The sequence below is a fragment of the Streptomyces sp. O3 genome (assembly GCF_054788135.1).
Genome location: NZ_JBTVYK010000025.1, coordinates 1 through 18,166, shown reverse-complemented (window position 1 = coordinate 18,166; position 18,166 = coordinate 1). Strand labels below are relative to the sequence as shown.

Annotated in this window: 14 protein-coding genes; 6 read left to right on the top strand and 8 right to left on the bottom strand. The window is 72.7% G+C overall.

Going from position 1 to position 18,166, the window contains the following annotated elements:
• The first annotated feature begins 141 nt into the window (after nucleotides 1–141).
• A complete protein-coding gene (locus ACX6XY_RS14575) occupies nucleotides 142–555 on the top strand; it encodes a MarR family winged helix-turn-helix transcriptional regulator (protein ID WP_460330175.1) in 414 nt (137 codons plus the stop codon).
• A gap of 43 nt (nucleotides 556–598) precedes the next feature.
• Here the strand turns inward: ACX6XY_RS14575 and ACX6XY_RS14570 are convergent, their stop codons facing one another.
• Genes ACX6XY_RS14570 through ACX6XY_RS14550 form a run of 5 tightly spaced genes read right to left on the bottom strand, consistent with a single transcriptional unit; the run spans nucleotide 599 to nucleotide 5,919 of the window.
• Nucleotides 599–1,393 (bottom strand): ABC transporter ATP-binding protein, encoded by a 795-nt coding sequence (locus ACX6XY_RS14570; RefSeq protein ID WP_460330173.1) that lies wholly within the window; start codon nucleotides 1,391–1,393, stop codon nucleotides 599–601.
• Nucleotides 1,394–1,452: 59 nt separating this feature from the next.
• Nucleotides 1,453–2,460: an ABC transporter ATP-binding protein gene (locus tag ACX6XY_RS14565; protein WP_460330171.1), complete on the bottom strand. Its 1,008-nt coding sequence runs from the start codon at nucleotides 2,458–2,460 to the stop codon at nucleotides 1,453–1,455.
• A 5-nt stretch (nucleotides 2,461–2,465) separates the two neighbouring features.
• Entirely contained in the window at nucleotides 2,466–3,335 is an 870-nt protein-coding gene (locus tag ACX6XY_RS14560) for an ABC transporter permease (RefSeq protein ID WP_460330169.1), read from the bottom strand.
• Complete coding sequence (locus ACX6XY_RS14555) at nucleotides 3,332–4,285, bottom strand: ABC transporter permease (RefSeq protein WP_460330167.1); 954 nt, start codon at nucleotides 4,283–4,285, stop codon at nucleotides 3,332–3,334. The genes ACX6XY_RS14560 and ACX6XY_RS14555 overlap by 4 nt, the downstream gene beginning before the upstream one ends.
• Nucleotides 4,282–5,919: an ABC transporter substrate-binding protein gene (locus tag ACX6XY_RS14550; RefSeq protein ID WP_460330165.1), complete on the bottom strand. Its 1,638-nt coding sequence runs from the start codon at nucleotides 5,917–5,919 to the stop codon at nucleotides 4,282–4,284. The genes ACX6XY_RS14555 and ACX6XY_RS14550 overlap by 4 nt, the downstream gene beginning before the upstream one ends.
• 141 nt (nucleotides 5,920–6,060) lie before the next feature.
• On the opposite strand from ACX6XY_RS14550, the gene ACX6XY_RS14545 reads away from it, so the two are divergent.
• Complete coding sequence (locus ACX6XY_RS14545) at nucleotides 6,061–7,173, top strand: LacI family DNA-binding transcriptional regulator (RefSeq protein WP_460330164.1); 1,113 nt, start codon at nucleotides 6,061–6,063, stop codon at nucleotides 7,171–7,173.
• A 7-nt stretch (nucleotides 7,174–7,180) separates the two neighbouring features.
• Here ACX6XY_RS14545 and ACX6XY_RS14540 read toward each other — a convergent pair whose 3' ends face one another.
• Entirely contained in the window at nucleotides 7,181–8,818 is a 1,638-nt protein-coding gene (locus ACX6XY_RS14540; RefSeq protein WP_460330162.1) for an amidohydrolase, read from the bottom strand.
• 112 nt (nucleotides 8,819–8,930) lie between these two features.
• On the opposite strand from ACX6XY_RS14540, the gene ACX6XY_RS14535 reads away from it, so the two are divergent.
• Together ACX6XY_RS14535 and ACX6XY_RS14530 are read left to right on the top strand one after the other, a co-directional pair.
• Entirely contained in the window at nucleotides 8,931–9,647 is a 717-nt protein-coding gene (locus ACX6XY_RS14535; RefSeq protein WP_460330160.1) for a TetR/AcrR family transcriptional regulator, read from the top strand.
• Nucleotides 9,648–9,781: 134 nt separating this feature from the next.
• The gene (locus ACX6XY_RS14530) at nucleotides 9,782–11,185 is read left to right on the top strand and encodes an NAD(P)/FAD-dependent oxidoreductase (protein WP_460330158.1); all 1,404 of its coding nucleotides are present in this window, start codon (nucleotides 9,782–9,784) and stop codon (nucleotides 11,183–11,185) included.
• A gap of 138 nt (nucleotides 11,186–11,323) precedes the next feature.
• Here ACX6XY_RS14530 and ACX6XY_RS14525 read toward each other — a convergent pair whose 3' ends face one another.
• Nucleotides 11,324–11,557, bottom strand: coding sequence for a zinc ribbon domain-containing protein (locus tag ACX6XY_RS14525; protein WP_460330156.1), 234 nt, complete (start codon nucleotides 11,555–11,557; stop codon nucleotides 11,324–11,326).
• 249 nt (nucleotides 11,558–11,806) lie between these two features.
• Between ACX6XY_RS14525 and ACX6XY_RS14520 the strand changes: the two genes are divergently transcribed.
• The gene (locus ACX6XY_RS14520; protein WP_460330154.1) at nucleotides 11,807–13,261 is read left to right on the top strand and encodes a glyceraldehyde-3-phosphate dehydrogenase; all 1,455 of its coding nucleotides are present in this window, start codon (nucleotides 11,807–11,809) and stop codon (nucleotides 13,259–13,261) included.
• Between the two features lie 159 nt (nucleotides 13,262–13,420).
• Here the strand turns inward: ACX6XY_RS14520 and ACX6XY_RS14515 are convergent, their stop codons facing one another.
• Nucleotides 13,421–15,655 (bottom strand): MMPL family transporter, encoded by a 2,235-nt coding sequence (locus tag ACX6XY_RS14515; RefSeq protein WP_460330153.1) that lies wholly within the window; start codon nucleotides 15,653–15,655, stop codon nucleotides 13,421–13,423.
• Between the two features lie 388 nt (nucleotides 15,656–16,043).
• Between ACX6XY_RS14515 and ACX6XY_RS14510 the strand changes: the two genes are divergently transcribed.
• On the top strand, nucleotides 16,044–17,837 hold the full coding sequence (locus ACX6XY_RS14510; protein ID WP_460330151.1) for a VanW family protein: 1,794 nt from the start codon (nucleotides 16,044–16,046) through the stop codon (nucleotides 17,835–17,837).
• Nucleotides 17,838–18,166 lie beyond the last annotated feature (329 nt).

The window sequence follows — 18,166 nt, the reverse complement described above, 5'->3', positions numbered from 1 at the left end:
GCACACGGCCGAGATCGACAGGAATCCTGATGAATGACAGTCTCGACGATCAACAGGATTCCTGTCAATGACCTAGGGTGTACCTGCCATCCACCTGCCATCCACCCGCCATCCATCCGGCGTCACCACAGGAGGACGAACGTGAGCACCTCGCTGCTCTACCTGGTCAAGCGGACCGAACTGGCGGTGCGCGCCCGCCTGGAGGAGCTCGTCAAGCCCGCGGGCATCACCGCCCTGCAGTACACCGCGCTCACCGTCCTGGAGCGGCACGACGGGATCTCCGCCGCCCAGCTGGCCCGCGACTCCTTCGTCACCGCCCAGACCATGGCGGACATGGTCCGCGCGCTGGAGAGCCGTGGCCTGATCCGCCGCGAGCCGAACCCGGACAACCGCCGGGAGCGCCTCATTCTGCTGGCTGACGCGGGGCGGCGACTGCTCGACGCGTACGCCGAACCGGCCCGCGGGCTTGAGGAACGCATGGTCGCCGACCTGGACCCGGCGGAAGTCGAGGCGTTCCGGCGGGCCTTGCAGCACACCTGGCGCGCCCTGTCCTGAGCGCGGGGACCTGACTGACGGCCACGCCCACCGGGCGCGGCCCTCAGCCGCCCGCGCCCGCCGGTGTCCACCCGCGCCTCGGCACCGAGTCGAGCAGCAGCCGGGTGTACGGGTGTTCCGGCGCGTCGAGCACCCGCTCCACGGGGCCGTACTCCAGCACCGTGCCCGACCTGAGGACCAGCACCTCGTCCGCGATGTGCCGTACGACCGCCAGGTCGTGGGTCACGAACACATAGCCGATCCCCGCCGCCGCGCGGATCTCGCGCAGCAGGTCGAGGATCTGCGCCTGGATCGACACGTCGAGCGCGGCCACCGCCTCATCCAGGACCAGCACCCGAGGCTCCACCGCGATCGCCCGCGCGATCGCCACGCGCTGGCGCTGCCCGCCGGACAGCCCGCGCGGCAGGGCCGCCGCCTCGCGGGCGCCGAGGCCCACCTGGTCGAGGAGTTCGGCGACCCGGACCCGGCGCGCGGACCCGTCGAGGCCGGTGTGCAGGCGCAGTACCTCGTCCAGACAGCCGCTCACCGTCACCCGCGGATCGAGGGACAGATAGGGGTCCTGGAAGACCATCTGAATCTCCCGTGCCCGTGCGAGCCGTTCGGCCCGGCCGCGGGCGCGGGCCGAGCGGTCCCGGCCGTCCAGGCGGACCGTGCCGCCGTCCGCGCGCTCCAGGCCCACGAGCATCCGGACCGTCGTCGTCTTGCCGCTGCCGGACTCTCCCACGAGCGCGAGCGAGCCGCCCGGCGGCAGCGCGAACGACACCCCGTCGACGGCCGTGTGATCCCCGTACCGCTTGCGCAGCCCCTCGACCACCAGTCCTTCGCTCGCAGTGTTCACAGCATTCACGGCGTTCCTAGCATTCACGGCGTTCCCGGCATTCACAGCGTTCGCGGCCTTCACAGCGTGATTCCTTCCTCGGCGCGGAGGCAGGCCGCCAGCCCGTCGCCGCACGGCGCCAGTTCGGGCCGCTCCCGCGCGCAGCGCGGCACCGCGTGGGCGCAGCGCGCGGCGAAGGCGCAGCCGGGCGGGGCCTCGGCCAGCGAGACGGGCAGGCCCGGAATCGGCCGGGGCGCGGGCGCGCCCGCCTCGATGCGCGGGGTGCAGGCCAGCAGTCCCGCCGTGTACGGGTGACGGGGGTTGTCGAAGAGCGCGTCCGTGGACCGGGTCTCGACGATCCGGCCCGCGTACATCACGTACACCCGGTCGCAGATCGCCGAGGCCAGCTCCAGGTCGTGGGTGACGAACAGCATGCCGGTGCCCCGCTCGGCCCGCAGCCGGGCCAGGATCGCGATGACCTCGGCCTGGGTGGTGACGTCGAGGGCGGTGGTCGGCTCGTCGGCGACGAGCAGGGCCGGTTCGGCGGCGAGGGCGGCGGCGATGACCACTCGCTGGAGCATGCCGCCGGAGAGCTGGTGCGGGTGGCGGCGCAGCGTCCCGCGCGGGTCGCGGACGCCGACGGCGTCGAGGAGTTCCCCGGCGCGGGCGGTGGCCCGGTCGGCGGGCGCGCCCGCGGCGCGCAGCCCCTCGGTGAGGAAGTCGCCGACGCGGCGCAGCGGGTTGACACAGGCGCGCGGGTCCTGGAAGACCATGGCCACCTCGCGGGCCCGCAGCGCGGCCAGTTCCCTCGGCGGCAGGGTCAGGACGTCCCGGCCCGAGACCCGGACCTGCCCGCTGGCGCGGGCGCCCCGTGGCAGCAGTCCGAGGACGCTGCGGCAGGCGACCGACTTGCCGGAGCCGGACTCGCCGACCAGGCCGACGGTCTCGCCGGGCCGTACGGTCAGGCTCACCCCGTCCAGGACGGGCCGGGCGGCCTGCCCGTCGGGGAGCCGTACGCCGAGCCCGTCGATCTCCAGGACGGGCGCGGTCGACGCCGTAGTCGACGCCGTGGTCGTTCTCGTGGTCATGGCGTTCACTTCTCCCGCCGCGCGATCCGGTCGGCGAGCCCCTCGCCGACGATGCCGAACGCCACCACCGCGAGCACGATGCACACGGAGGGCGCGAGCGCGGGCAGCATCGCGCCCTGCAGGACGGCCCCCTGCCCCTCGTTGATCATGGCGCCCCAGTCGGCGGTCGGCGGCTGCACGCCGAAGCCGAGATAGGACAGCGCCGCCAGGTCCATCAGCGCGTACCCGAAGTTCACCGCGGACTGGGCGAGCACGGTCGGCGCGATGTTCGGCAGCAGATGGCGCACGCAGACCGTCCAGCCGGACCAGCCCTGCACCCGGTACGCCTCGATGTACGGCCGCGCCTTCTCCTGCCGGGCGATCCCGCGCACCAGTCGGCCCGCGTACGGGGTGTACGCCACGGCCATGGCGATCACCGGCGCGGTCACACCCGGACCGACGACCGACACCAGCAGGATCGCGAGCAGCAGGCCCGGAATCGCGAAGACGAGGTCCATCGAGCGGGACAGGACCGCGTCCGCCCAACCGCCCCGCCAGGCGGCCACCACTCCGAGGAGGGTGCCGAGCAGGGTGGAGGCGGCGACCACGAGCAGCGGCCCGATCAGCCCGGTGCGGGCGCCGTGGAGCAGCCGGGACAGGATGTCGCGCCCCGACTGGTCGGTGCCGAGAAGGTGGTCGCCGGTGGTGCCGACGAGGCTCGCCGACAGGTCCACCGCCTCGGGGTCGTACGGGGCGAGCAGGGGCGCGAACACCGCGACCAGGACGAGCACGGCGAGCACCGTGACCGAGGCGGCGAACAGCGGCCCCTGGCTGAGCAGGCGCAGCCCGCGCAGCCCCGGCCTGCGGTACGCCGTCGTGCTGAGGGCAGTGGTCATGAGGGGTCCTCCCCTGGGGAGAGACGGGGGTCGATGACCGGGGCGAGCAGGTCGACCGCGAGGTTGACGAGGACGAAGGCCGCTACGCTGAGCAGGATGATCGCCTGGACCACGGCGAAGTCCTGGGCGGTGACCGACTGCACGAGCAGCGAGCCGAGCCCCGGCACGTCGAAGGCGGTCTCCACGATCGCGGTGTTGACGAGCAGGCCCGCGAGCAGGAGTCCGCCGACGGTGACGACCGGGCCCAGGGCGTTGCGCAGTACATGCCGGCGGACCACTGCCGACGCGGCCACGCCGCGGGCGCGCGCCGTCTCGACGTGCTCGCGGCCGAGTTCGTCGCGCATCGCGGAGCGGGTGACGCGGGCGAGCAGACCCGCGAAGGTCAGGGCGAGCGCGAGGGACGGCAGGGTCAGCTGGTGCAGCCGGGCGCCCAGGCCCTCCGCGGCGCCGCCGCCGGGCCCTGGGAACCAGCCGAACCGCACCGAGAACAGCGACACGAGAGCGATCGCGGTGACGAAGGGCGGGGTGGCGGTGGCCACGCCGGTGCCGATGAGCACGGCCCGGTCGAGCGGTCCGGGACGCAGCGCGGCGACGATGCCGGCGCTGACGCCGAGGACGGCGACGAGCAGCGCGGCGTAACCGATGAGGAGCGAGGTGCCGGGGAGCCGGGAGCCGAGGAGCGCGGTGACGTCCTGGTGGTACTGGGCGGAGCGGCCGAGGTCACCGCTCAGGACGTCGCCGAGCCACTTGGCGTACTGCACGGCGAGCGGGTCGTCGAGGTGGTGCTCGGCGCGCAGCGCGGCCACGGTCTCGGGGGTCGCGGGGCGGCCGTGCAGCAGGAAGGTCACCGGGTCGCCGGGGGCGAGGTGGAGGGCGCCGAAGACCGCGACGGAGGTCACCAGCAGCACCGTCACCAGTCCCAGGAGCCGTCCGGCGAGGAAGCGGGTCATTTCTGCGCGGCCCCGATCGTCGCGGCCCACGGGTAGTAGAGCTGGGCGATGCCGGTCGGCGCGCCGGTGATCCGCTTGCCGAGGAAGACCGAGTAGGGCGCCTCGTACACGGGGATGACGGGCAGTTCGTCGAGCGCGATCCGCTGGAGCTTCGCGGTGAGGTCGGCGCGCTTGGCCGCGTCGGGCTCGGCGTTGGCCCGGTCGAAGGCCGCGTCGAACTCGGCGTGGGACCAGTCGCCGTAGTTCCCGAAGTCCCCGGTGCGCAGATATTGGTAGAACTCCAGCGGGTCGGGGGTGTTGTCGTAGCCGTTGGTGATGACCAGGTCCAGGCCCTTGCGCGCGGCGGGGTCGACGAAGATGCCGCTGTACGCGTCCGGGGAGACGGGCTTCAGTCTGACGTCGAGGCCGATCCGGCGGCCCGCGGACTGCACCGCGTTGGCGACGACGCTGATCTCCGGGGAGAGCGAGCTGGTCGCGAGGGTGACGGTGCGCCCGGCGGCCCCGGCTTGCTCGACGAGTTTCTCAGCCTCGTCGACGTCGTAGGCGGGCTGCGGCAGCGTGTCGTACAGGGCTTCGGTCTTCTCGGGGGCGAGGGCCCAGGCGCCGCGGGCGGCGGGGGCCTTGGCGGGCACGCCGACCCCGCCGGCCGCGGCCTTGACGATGTTCTTCCGGTCGAGGGCCAGGGAGAGCGCCTCGCGGACCCGGAGGTCGCCGAGCGGGCCGTCGAAGTCGAGGACGGCGAGGTTCGCCGCGGCGGTGTTGGGGCCGAAGAGGACCGTGCCCTTGCCGCTGCCGCGGAGCTGGGCGAGGGCGGAGGGCGGCACCAGATAGCCGCCGTCGGCGGTGCCGGAGAGGAAGGCGTTGGAGCGGGCGGCCGGGTCCTCGATGAACGTGAACTTCACGGACCGTGACTTCGCCTCGAGTTCCTTGTCCCAGTAGGCGGTGTGCTTCTTCAGCGTGATGCTGTCGCCCTGGGTCCAGGTGTCCAGGGCGAACGGGCCGGTGCAGTTCAGCTCGCCCTTGGGGGTGCCGTAGTCCTTTCCGGCCGCGGCGAGCGAGGCGGCGCTGACGACGGTGCCGGGCGAGGCGGCCAGCAGCTCGTGGAAGAGGACGTCGGCCTCGCGGAGGCGGATCGTCACCTCCAGCGGCCCGGTCTTGTCGATGGAGTCGACGTTCTTGAAGGCGGAGCCCCAGGGGGAGCCGGTGGCCGGGTCCATCTGCCGCCTGAGGGAGGCGACCACGTCGTCCGCGGTCATCGTGGAGCCGTCGTGGAACGTGACGCCCGGCCGCAGGGTGTAGACGAGGGTGCGCGGGTCGGGCTGGGCCCACTTCTCCGCGAGGCCGGGCTCGATCCTCATGTCGGGGGTGACCCGCAGCAGCTGCTCGCAGACGTTGGCGAGGACGGTGTTGGGCGGGTAGTCGTACGCGAGGGCGTAGTCGAGGGTGTACGGCTCGGCGTACAGCGACCAGGTGAAGGAGTCCAGGGCCCCCTGGGCGGGCGGCGAGGTCGGGGTGACCTCGTAGTCGGCGCCGCCGGTGGCGCCGTCCTGGGGCTGGGCGGCCCCGGAGCAGGCGACGAGGGAGACAGCGAGCGTGGCCGTACCGGCGAATATGGCGAATCTGGGCATCAGCATGCAGACCCACCCCTTTACGGGTGTTGTGACGGGTGCTGGGGGATGGAGCGAGTATGGGTGCGGGAACGTTCCCGCACAAGGCTTCGGGATACTTTGCGGGAACGGTTTTGCAGAGGTGGGGAGGGTGACAGCATCGTTCCCATGACCGAAGCTTCAGAGCACAGCCCTTCAGCGCACGGCGCGACCGCGGAAGACGCGCCGCCTCCCGCACGACGGGGACGGCCCGCCCCGCCCGCCCCGCGGGTCCGCCTCGTCGACGTGGCCCGCGAGGCGGGCCTGTCCAAGACCACCGTGTCGGCCGCGCTCAACGGCACCGGCAGGCTCTCCCCGGCCGTACGGGAGCGGGCCCGCGAGACCGCGCGCCGCATGGGCTACCGGCCCAACGCCACCGCACGCCAACTGCGCGCGGGACGGGCCCGGCTGATCGGGTACGTGGTCGGCGAGCTGGCCGACGCCCCCTGGAGGTTCCTGGAGTCGCCGTACTTCGCCCGGCTCACCGGGGCCACCGCCGCCACCGCGCTCGAACGCGGCTACGCGCTGGTGCTGCTGCCCGCGGGCTCCCTGCACAGCGAGTGGGCCGCGCTGCCCCTCGACGCGGTGGTCGTCGCCGACCCCGTCGCCGACGACCGGATCGTCGAAGACCTGCTCGCGGCCCGCATCCCGGTCTTCAGCGACCGGACCGTGGCGGGCAGACCGGGGGCGCACTGGGTGGACGTCGACGCGGCCGCCGCCGTCCACCTGGCCCTGGACCACTTCCTGGCCCAGGGCGCACGGCGGCCCGCGCTGGTCGTTCCCGACAGCACCACCCGCTTCCACCGTGACGTGTTCGCCGCGCACCACGACTGGTGCGCCGCGCACGGGCTGCCCGAGCGGGCCGTACGGGCCGCCGAACCCGGCAACGGCCCGGCGATCCACGCCGTCGAGACCGCCCTGGCGGCCGGTCCTGAGCGCCCCGACGCCCTGCTGGTGGTCGCCGAGGCCAGCCCGCCGCTCGTCCTGGACGCGGCCCGCCGCCACGGCTACGACGTCCCCGGCGACCTGCTCGTCGCCTGTGTCAGCGAGGACGAGACCGCCGTGCACACCGATCCGCCGGTGACGACGCTGAGCCTGCGCCCGGACGCGGTCGCGGAAGCCGGGATCGAACTGCTGGTGGCCGTGCTGGAGCACGGCCGGCAGGAGACCGGCGGTGCGCTGGTGCCGGTCCGGCTCGACGTCCGCGCCTCCTCCCGGCGGTCGTCCCGGCGGTCTTCGTAGGACACGCTCACCTCTCGTGGACGAGCGCGCCGCCCACATAGGTGCGCTCCACCCGAGCCGCGGCGATCTCCTCCGGCGGCGCGGCCAGGATGTCCCGGTCGAGCACCACCAGATCGGCCAGCTGGCCGGGGCGCAGACTGCCGGCGTCGTCGCAGCCGTTCACATGCGCGGCACCGGCGGTGTAGGCGGCCAGGGCGGTCAGCGCGTCGATGCGCTGCTCGGGCAGGAAGACCCGCTCGTCGTCCCCGGCCTCCGGATCACGGCGGTTCACCGCGACGTGGATCCCCGCGAGCGGGTCGGGGCTGGAGACGGGCCAGTCGCTGCCCGCCGCCAGCGTGGCCCCGGCCCGCAGCAGACCGCCGAACGGGTACTGCCAGCGGGCGCGTTCGGGGCCCAGGAACGGGATGGTCAGCTCGTCCATCTGCGGCTCGTGCGCCGCCCACAGCGGCTGGATGTTCGCGATGGCCCCGAGCGCCGCGAACCGGGGCAGGTCATCGGGGTGCACCACCTGGAGATGGGCCAGGTGGTGGCGGTTGCCGCGCCGCCCGTTGGCGGCCACGGCGGCCTCGACCGCGTCCAGCGCCTCCCGTACGGCCCGGTCGCCGAGCGCGTGGAAATGCACCTGGAAGTCCAGCGCGTCCAGCTCGGCGACGTAACCGCGCAGCGCCCGGGGATCGACGAAGCTGAGCCCGGTATTGCCCGTGGCGCAGCCGCACGCGTCCAGATACGGGGCGGTCAGCGCGGCCGTGAAGTTCTCCGCGATCCCGTCCTGCATGATCTTCACCGACCCGGCCCGGAACCGCCCGCGCGTCAACTCCTCGCGGCGAGCGACGAGTCCGGGGATCTGCTCGCCGCCCCGGTCACGGTCCCACCACAGCGCTCCGGTCACCCGCGCGGTCAGCGAACCGTCCCGCGCCGCCGTCAGATAGGCGTCCGAGGGGTCGGGCATGCCGTTGAACGCGCCGAGCAGCGCGTCCTGCCAGCCCGTGACGCCCAGCGAGTGCAGCAGCCGCTGCGCCCGCAGCAGGCCCGCGAGCCGGTCCTCCGGCGTACTCGGCGGCACGAGACGGGAGATCAGCCCCGTCGCGCCCTCCTGGAGCATCCCGCTCGGAGCGCCGTCCGCCTCCCGCTCGATCCGCCCGTCGCCGGGGTCCGCGGTGCCCGCGGTGACCCCGGCGAGCTCCAGGGCCCGTGTGTTGGCCCAGGCGCCGTGGTGGTCCCGGTTCGACAGCAGCACCGGGCGGTCCGGCACGACCGAGTCGAGCAGCTGTCGGGTCGGCAGACCCCCGGCGAAGCACTCCATCGACCAGCCGCCCCCGGTGATCCACTCCCGGTCCGGGTGCGCGTCGGCGTAGGCGCGGACCCGCCGCAGGCAGTCCTCGACGTCGACCGCCTCGGAAAGGTCGCACTCCGCCAACTCGACGCCGCCGCCCACCGCGTGGATATGCGCGTCCTGGAAGCCGGGCAGCAGCATCCGGCCCGCCAGGTCCACGACCTCGGTGCCGGGGCCGATCAGCTCCCGCACCTCGTCGTGGCCGACGGCCGTGATCCGCCCGCCGGTGACCGCGAGCGAACTCGCCCGCGTCCGGGCCGGATCCATCGTGAGGACCGGGCCTCGGGTGAAGACCAGATCGGCGTGGGGCATGCGGCGGCTCCCTTGCGTACGGACGCGCCGGTGGGGCGCTGAGCGGGTGACGGGCGCCATCGAAGCCGCCCGCGCGTTTACACGTCAATGGTGTTGACGTAAGGTCCCGGCCATGTCAGCCACGCCGGAACGTGTCGTACCCGAAGGCCGCCGACGCCGCCGCCGACCGACCAAGCAGGGCGCCGTACTCTCCGAACGGCTCATCGTCGACACCGCGCTGCGCCTGGTCGCGGAACACGGCGCCGACGCCCTCTCGGTCAGGAGACTGGGCGCCGCGCTCGGCGCCGACCCCAGCGCTCTCTACCGCTACTTCCGCAACACCGACGCCCTGCTCCTCGCGCTCGCCGACGAGCTGATCGGCCGCGCCCAGGAGGGCTGGGCGGCCACCGGGGACTGGCGGGCGGACCTGCGCTCGATGGGCCTGCGCATCCACTCCTCGTACCTAGCCCAGCCGCAGGCGGCCCTGCTCGCCGCCCACCGCACCACCGGGCGTCCGCACGAGACCCGAGCCGTCGAGACGATCCTCGGGATCCTCCGCGACGGCGGCTTCCCCGACGCCCTCGCCGTGCGGATCTACCACGCCTTCGTCGACCAGGCGCTCGCCTTCGCCGCCCAGGACGCCGCGGCGGCGGCCCTGCCGCGCGCGGCGGCGTCGTCCGACGCCGAGGTCTGGCACGCGGTCTACGGGCGGCTCCCCGCGGACACCCACCCGAACATCGCGGCCACGTACGGGCTCCTCGCCGCCGACATGCGCGACAGCGGCTACCCCTTCGCCCTGGAACTGATGCTCACGGCGGTCGCGGCCCTGCATCCGGCGGCCGGACGGTAGGACCTCGGACCTCCGGCCTCGGCCTTCGAGGCTTATGTCAACACCATTGACCTTGCTGTCCGGGGCCGGTTCTGATGGGCGGCACCTCGGAGAAGCCCCGCGCCCGGACTTCTCCGCCACCTGAAGGAAGCCCCATGGACCCTCTGGACCCCCTGCTCTCGCTCCGGGACGCCGATCCGTCCCCGTTCTGGCTCGACGATCCGAGCCGCCCCCCGGCCACCCCCGCCCTGGTCGGCGCCACCGCCTGCGACCTGCTGGTCGTCGGCGGCGGCTACACGGGCCTGTGGACCGCCCTCGTCGCCAAGGAACGCGACCCCTCCGCCGACGTCGTCCTGGTCGAGGCCGACGAGTCCGGCGCCGCCGCCTCCGGCCGCAACGGCGGCTTCTGCGAGTCCAGCCTCACCCACGGGCTCGCGAACGGCCTCGCCCGCTGGCCCGACGAGATCGGCGCCCTGGAACGCCTCGGCCGCGAGAACCTCCAGGCCATCGAGGACACCCTGGCGCGCCACTCCATCGACTGCGACTGGGAGCGCACCGGCTCCCTCGTCGTCGCCACCGAGCCCCACCAGGTCGACTGGCTCGCCGACGAGGCCGAAACGGCCGCCCGGTACGGCGCCGACACCACGTTCCTCGACGCCGACGCCGTCCGCGCCGAGATCGACTCCCCGGCCTTCCTCGGCGCGGTCTGGAACAAGAGCGACATCGCCATGGTCAACCCGGCGCGGCTCGCCTGGGGCCTCAAGCGCGCCTGCCTCGACCTCGGCGTCCGCGTCCACGAGCACACCCCGGCCCTCTCCCTGGACGAGCACGGCCCGGCCGTCCGCGTCCGCACTCCCTACGGGCGGATCACCGCCCGCCGCGTCGCCCTCGCCACCAACGCGTACCCGTCCCTGATCCGCCGTCACCGCCGCTACACCGTGCCCGTGTACGACTACGCGCTCATGACCGAGCCGCTCAGCGAGCGGCAGCTCGCCTCGGTCGGCTGGCGCAACCGGCAGGGCTGGGCCGACCCCGCCCACCACTTCCACTATGTGCGGATCTCCGCCGACCACCGCATCCTGTGGGGCGGATACGACGTCGTGTACCACTACGGCGGCCGCGTCCGCGCCGAGCACGACCGACGCCCCGAGACGTATGCCACGCTCGCGCGCCGGTTCTTCGACGTCTTCCCGCAGCTGGCGGGCATCCGCTTCAGCCATGCGTGGGGCGGCGCCATCGACACCAGCACCCGCTTCTGCGTGTTCTTCGACACCTCCCACCGCGGCAAGGTCGCTTACGCCGCGGGCTTCACCGGGCTCGGCGTGGGCGCCACGCGTTTCGGGGCCGAGGTGATGCTCGACCTGCTGGCGGGCGACCGTACCGAGCGCACCGCCCTCGACCTGGTACGGCGTAAGCCGCTGCCCTTCCCGCCCGAGCCCGTGCGGTCCCTCGGCATCGGCATCACCCAGCGCTCCCTCGCCCGCGCCGACCGCGACGAGGGCCGCCGCGACCTGTGGCTGCGGTCCCTCGACCGCCTCGGCCTCGGCTTCGGCAGCTGAACTCCGGGCTCCTGGGATCTCGGAGCACCGCCCCGCCGCCCTAGGCCAGGTCCGAGCTCCGGCGCCCACCGCGTGTGCATCCGGCCGAACGCTTGAAGTTCTCCCCTCCCTTCGCGAGCTCAGGAAGGGGATTCCCGTCTACCTCGCGGCGACGGGCTTGACGGTTTCACCCGCCCTGCGACCGCGCCTTCCGGCGGCCGGGACCTCCACGATGATGTGGCCGATCCGGTACAGGTGCAGGATGTTCCGGGCCGCGTTCCAGTCGGCGTTGCACTGGAAGCCGCAGGCTGAGCATCGCTGGGAGGTGTACGGGGCGGGGACCTTGACGAGCTGGCCGCCATAACGGGCGGTCTTGTACGTCAGCGTCGTCACGGTCCTTCCCCACGCCTCCTGGACGATGGAGCGGCTCGTTCCGGCCTTCGCCTTGGCCCCGTTACGCAGGTAGTCGAGTGCTCGTCGCGTGGCTTTTGCTCGGACCGCTTGAAAGCCATACCCGGAGTCTCTGGGCCTCTGGACCTTACGACAGCCCGTCCAACCCACGATCAAGGTAGGACCAGCTTGAGTGATCAAAGTGAGGTGGGGTTAGCATATGAGCGCCGCCTAGCTCGAAAGATAAATCCTGTGACTGTCAAAGACGACTCGTTCACCAACTGGAAGAACCGCGAGGAGATCGCGGAGTCGATGATCCCGATCATCGGGAAGCTGCACCGGGAGCGGGACGTCACCGTCCTGCTTCACAGCCGCTCCTTGGTGAACAAGTCGGTGGTCAGCATCCTCAAGACGCACCGGTTCGCCCGGCAGATCGCGGGCGAGGAGCTCTCGGTCACCGAGACGCTGCCGTTCCTCCAGGCCCTCACCACGCTCGACCTCGGCCCGTCCCAGATCGACCTCGGCATGCTCGCCGCGACGTACAAGGCCGACGACCGCGGCCTGTCGGTGGCGGAGTTCACCGCCGAGGCAGTCGCGGGCGCCACGGGCCCCAACAAGATCGAGCGTGGCGAGGGGCGCGACGTCGTCCTCTACGGCTTCGGCCGCATCGGCCGCCTCGTCGCCCGGCTGCTGATCGAGAAGGCCGGGTCCGGCAACGGCCTGCGGCTGCGCGCGATCGTCGTCCGTCCGGGTGGCGGGCGGGCCGCCGACGATCTCGTCAAGCGCGCCTCGCTGCTGCGCCGCGACTCCATCCACGGCCAGTTCCAGGGCACCATCACCGTTGACGAGGCGAACAGCACCATCGTCGCCAACGGCAACGAGATCAAGGTGATCTACGCGAACGACCCGTCGGAGATCGATTACACGGCGTACGGCGTCAAGGACGCCATCCTCATCGACAACACCGGCAAGTGGCGCGACCGCGAGGGCCTGTCCACGCACCTGCGTCCGGGCATCGACAAGGTCGTCCTGACCGCGCCCGGCAAGGGCGACGTCCCCAACATCGTGCACGGCGTCAACCACGACACGATCAAGCCGGACGAGCGGATCCTGTCCTGCGCCTCCTGCACCACCAACGCGATCGTCCCGCCGCTGAAGGCCATGGCCGACGAGTACGGCGTGCTGCGCGGCCACGTGGAGACCGTCCACTCGTTCACCAACGACCAGAACCTGCTGGACAACTACCACAAGGCCGACCGCCGCGGCCGCTCCGCGCCGCTCAACATGGTCATCACCGAGACCGGCGCCGCGTCCGCCGTCGCCAAGGCGCTGCCGGACCTCAAGGCGCCGATCACCGGCAGCTCGATCCGGGTTCCGGTGCCGGACGTGTCGATCGCGATCCTCAGCCTGCGGCTCGGCCGCGAGACCGACCGCGACGAGGTCCTCGACTACCTGCGCAACGTGTCGCTGACCTCGCCGCTCAAGCGGCAGATCGACTTCACCACCGCGCCCGACGCGGTCTCGAACGACTTCATCGGCTCGCGGCACGCCTCGATCGTCGACGCGGGCGCCACCAAGGTCGACGGCGACAACGCGATCCTCTACCTCTGGTACGACAACGAGTTCGGCTACTCGTGCCAGGTGATCCGGGTCGTCCAGCACGTCTCCGGGGTCGAGTACCCGACCTACCCGGTGCCGACCGCCTGACCGGGGCCTGCGCACAGGACTGAACCGGGGCGTACGCACAGGACTGAGGGAGCCGTCGGATGACGGCCCCCTCAGCCATGCGTCGGGCGGTCCCGGCCAGGCCCCGGTTCCGGTTCCGGTCCCGCGCCGCGCCCCGGCGGTCGTGCGCCGGGGACGCGGTCAGCCGACCGGTACGGACTCCTTCTCACGCGGGGCGTCGGGCTCCGCGACGCCGGTCGCCCGCTGGAGCCGCTCGCCCTCGACGTCCACGTTGGGCAGGATCCGGTCCAGCCACTTCGGCAGCCACCAGGCACGGTGGCCGAGCAGGGCCAGTACCGCCGGGACGATGGCCATCCGGACCACGAAGGCGTCGAAGAGCACCGCGACGGCGAGACCGAAGCCCATCATCTTGATCATGTCGTCGCTCTCCAGGATGAAGCCGGAGAAGACGCTGATCATGATGATCGCGGCGGCCGACACCACCCGCCCGCCGTGCGTGAAGCCGGTGGTGATCGCCTCCTCGGGAGCGGCCCCGTGCACATGCGCCTCGCGCATCCGGGTCACCAGGAAGACCTCGTAGTCCATGGCGAGCCCGAACACCACACCGATCATGAAGATCGGCATCATGCTCATGATCGGGCCCGGCTGCTCCACGCCCACCAGGTCGGCCAGCCAGCCCCACTGGAAGACCGCGACGACCGCGCCGAGCGCGGCGGCCACCGACAGCAGGAACCCGAGCGCGGCCTTGAGCGGCACCAGGACCGAGCGGAAGACCACCATCAGCAGCAGGAAGGCCAGCCCCACGACCAGCCCCAGGTAGGGCAGCAGGGCGTCGTCCAGCGTCTGCGAGAAGTCGATGGTCATCGCAGTCATACCGGTGACCAGCAACTCGACGCCGGTGTCGGCCTGAACGCCGCCGGACAGGTCCCGGATGGACTTCACCAGGTCTTCGGTGGCGTGGTCGCTGGGTCCTGTCCTGGGCATCACCGTCATGATCGCGGTGTCGCCCGCCTCGTTGAACTGCGCGGGCGTCACGGCGGCCGCGTCGCCCTGCTCGGTGACGGCCTTCTCCACCGCGGCGGCGGCCGCCTCGATGTCGCCGCCGTCCCCCCGGTCGAAGGTGAGCATCAGCGGTCCGTTGAAGCCCGGCCCGAACGACTCCGACAGCATGTCGTAGGCCTTGCGCTGAGTGGAGTCCGGGGCCGCCGAGCCCTCGTCGGGCAGCCCGAGCTCCAGGCTCGCCGCGGGCACCGCGATCAGGCCGAGGCTCAGTACGGCCGTGACGAGCACGCCGAGCGGGCGGCGGATCACGAACCGCGCCCAACGGGTGCCGAGCTTCGGCCTGGCATCGGCGGCCGCCGATGCCAGGCCCGCGCCGCCCCGGTCCTGGAGCTTGCGCTGCGCGCGGCTGAGCGCGCGCCGCCCCGCGAAGCCCAGCAGCGCCGGAGTCATGGTCAGCGCGATCAGCACGGCGATCGCGACGGTGGCCGCGGCGGCCAGGCCCATCTTGGTGAGGATCGGGATGTTGACCACGGCGAGACCGGACAGGGCCACGATCACGGTCAGACCGGCGAAGACCACAGCCGAGCCCGCCGTGCCCACGGCACGCCCCGCGGCCTCCTCGGGGGCGCGCCCCTCGGCGATCTCCGCGCGGTAGCGGGAGACGATGAACAAGGCGTAGTCGATGGCGACCGCGAGACCGATCATCATCGCCAGCGTCGACGTGGTGCCCGACAGGTCCAGCGCACTGCCGAGCGCCCCGATCCCGGAGACCCCGATGCCGACGCCGACGATCGCGGACAGCAGCGGCATCCCCGCCGCCACCAGCGAACCGAACGTGAGCAGCAGCACCACGGCCGCGACACCGATGCCGATCAGCTCGGCGGTGCCGCCGAGCTCTGTCTCGGCCTCCATGGCGTCGCCGCCCGTCTCGACGGTGTAACCCCCGCCGCGCGCCGCGTCGGCGGCCGCGGCCAGCGCGTCCCGCGCGCCGTCGGTCAGCTCCATCGCGGGGACCTCGTACGTCACCGACGCGTACGCCGTCGTGCCGTCCTGGCTGACCGCGTCGGCCTCGAAGGGGTCGGCGACGCTGACCACCTGCGGGCCGGCCGCCAGATCCTCGACCAGCTTGCCCACCTCGGACCTGCCCGCCGCGTCGGAGATCTTCTCGCCGCCCGGCGCGCGGATCACGACACGGGCCTGCGCGCCCTCCGCGCTGGCCGCGGGGAACCGCTCGTCGAGGAGGTCGAAGGCCTTCTGTGACTCCGTCCCCGGCATCGCGAAGGAGTCGGCGGGAGGCGCGGGCGCGGTGGCGGCCGCCACACCGGCGCCCACCAGGGCCGCCACCCAGATCAGAGCGACCAGGCCGCGACGCCGGAAGGCGCGTCGGCCCAGCGCGTACAGGAACGTAGCCACGACGAATCAAGCCCCCGTAGGAAGGAAGTGAGAAGAAAAGGAAGTGAGAAGAAGGTGAGAGGTGTCTCCATCGTCGCCGTGCCCCTGGGGCCAGGCGTCGCCCCCAATGACCGTTCCGCCGTACTGCCCCGGCAGTAGGCCCGTCTCCTCCCCGTCCTCCGCCAGCGTCACGGCCACCGGCCGGGTACTGCGCCTGAGGCACCCCGGATCTCGGGCCCGCGCTCGGGTGTGAGGCACTCCACGGCAGGGCCCGGTTTCTCCGGGCGACGCCGGGATGCGTGCCTTATACCCTGATGAGCGCACAGATGTTCCATCAGGATGCGAATGATCGGGACACGAACGACCAGGTATGTCCGTCCCGCGCGGCAGCCTGCGACGAGGAGGTTCAGTGCTCCGCTCAGCGCGCCGAGACGGATCGGCTCATCCGGACGAAGGAGGCCGCCGCCGCTGGATACGCCCGGCCGCTCTGACGGCCGGGGCGGCCGGCGCCGCGTTCCTCGGGCTGTACGGGGTCGGCCTGCTCGTGGACGGCGACGACATACCCTCCGGCACGCGGGTACGTGGCGTGGACATCGGCGGCATGGACCGCGCCGAGGCCCGCTCCGTCCTGGACCGGGCGGCCGAGCGTGGCGCCTGGGCAGAACCGGTACGGGTGCGGATAGGCGACGAGGACGGCGCCGTCGACCCGCGGGCGGCCGGGCTCTCCGTGGACAGCGCGAAGACCGCCGACCTCGCCGCCCGCGCGGGCGGCGACCCCGTGACGGTCATCGGCCGCCTGCTGACCCGCGGCGAGCGGGACGTCGACCCGGTGGTCCGGGTCGACGAGGACACCGCCCGCACGGCCCTGGCCAAGACGGCCGAGACCTACGACCGCCCCGTCCGCGACGGCGCGATCTCGTTCGAGAAGGGCGCACCGGTACCGGTGCGGGCGCGCGAAGGACAGCGCCTCGACACCGACGGCGCACTCACCGCCCTGCGGTCCGCCTATCCCGTGACGGCCGATCCCACGACGCCCGCCGCACCGGTCGAGCTTCCGGCACGGACCACGAAGCCCCGCGTCACCCAGGCCGAAGTGACCCGAGCCCTCCGGGAGTTCGCCACCCCCGCGATGTCCGCGCCGGTCACGCTCACCGTACGCGGCAGCGAGGTCGAGATCAGCCCGCGGACGCTCGGCGCGCACCTCAGCATGAAGGCCGACCAGAAGACGGGCCGCCTGAAGCCGACGCTCGACAGCGAGGGCCTGCGACGCGACCCGGCCCTGACCCGCCCGCTCGACCAGGCGACCGGACCGGCCCGCCCGGTCCCGGCGAAGCTGCGGCTCGACGGCGAGCGCGTGGTGGTGGACTCCGACGGCCAGGCCGGGCACCGGGTCTCCGCCAAGGCGCTCGGCGACGCCGTACTGCCCCTGCTCACCCGGAGCGGCGCGGACCGCACCGGCGCACTGGCGACCGAGCAGACCCCGCCCGCGCTCACCCGGAAGACGGTCGACGAACTCGGCATCAAGGAGCGGATGTCCACCTTCACCGTCGACTTCGCCCCCGCCGCCTACCGCACCACCAACATCGGCCGCGCGGCGGAACTGATCAACGGCTCGCTGGTCAAGCCGGGCGAGACCTGGAGCTTCAACGAGACGGTGGGGGAGCGCACCAAGGCGAACGGCTTCGTCGAAGGCACCTGGATCAACGGCGGCCAGTACGCGAAGGGACTCGGCGGCGGGGTCTCGGCCGTCGCCACCACCATGTTCAACGCCGTGTTCTTCGCCGGGGTGAAACCCGTCGAGTACGGCGCGCACTCGTTCTACATCGAACGCTACCCCGAAGGCCGCGAGGCGACGGTGGCCTGGGGCTCGCTGGACCTGAAGTTCCTGAACGACTCCGGCAGCGGCATCTACATCCAGGCCAGCGCCACCGACACCTCCATCACCGTCACCTTCCTCGGCACCCGCAAGTACGACGCGGTCGAGTCGGTCACCGGACCGCGCACCAACGTGACCGAGCCTGAGGAACGCACCGGCAGCGGCGACGCCTGCGTGCCCCAGCCGCCGCTCGAAGGCTTCGACGTCACCGTCGACCGGGTGTTCCGCGACGACGGCGAGGAGGTCGGGCGGGAGACCTTCACGACCCACTACACCCCGCGGGACAAGGTCACCTGCGAGGCGGACCCCGCGCCCCGCACGCGCTAGGCTACGCACGTCCCGTGGGGGAAGTCCGGTCGAAGTCCGGCGCTGACCCGCAACGGTAGGCGGAACGAGAGCCCCGATCCGGCCCCTCGTCCCGTGAGCCCGATCACCCACGGCGGCAGCAGCTCCTGACAACTCGCCGTGGTCTGCGAGAGGGTGCAGCGCGGGCGCGGTGCGTCCCGCGCCGGTCCTTGGTACGCAGGTGAACGGCCCGAGACGAAGGCGATACCCGCTCGTGGCCCCACCGCTCGAACCCCCCGGCGCCGACGCCGAGTACCGACCCCACCACGCCGAGCAGCAGCGCCTCCACCAGCACCGAGCGGTTGACCTGC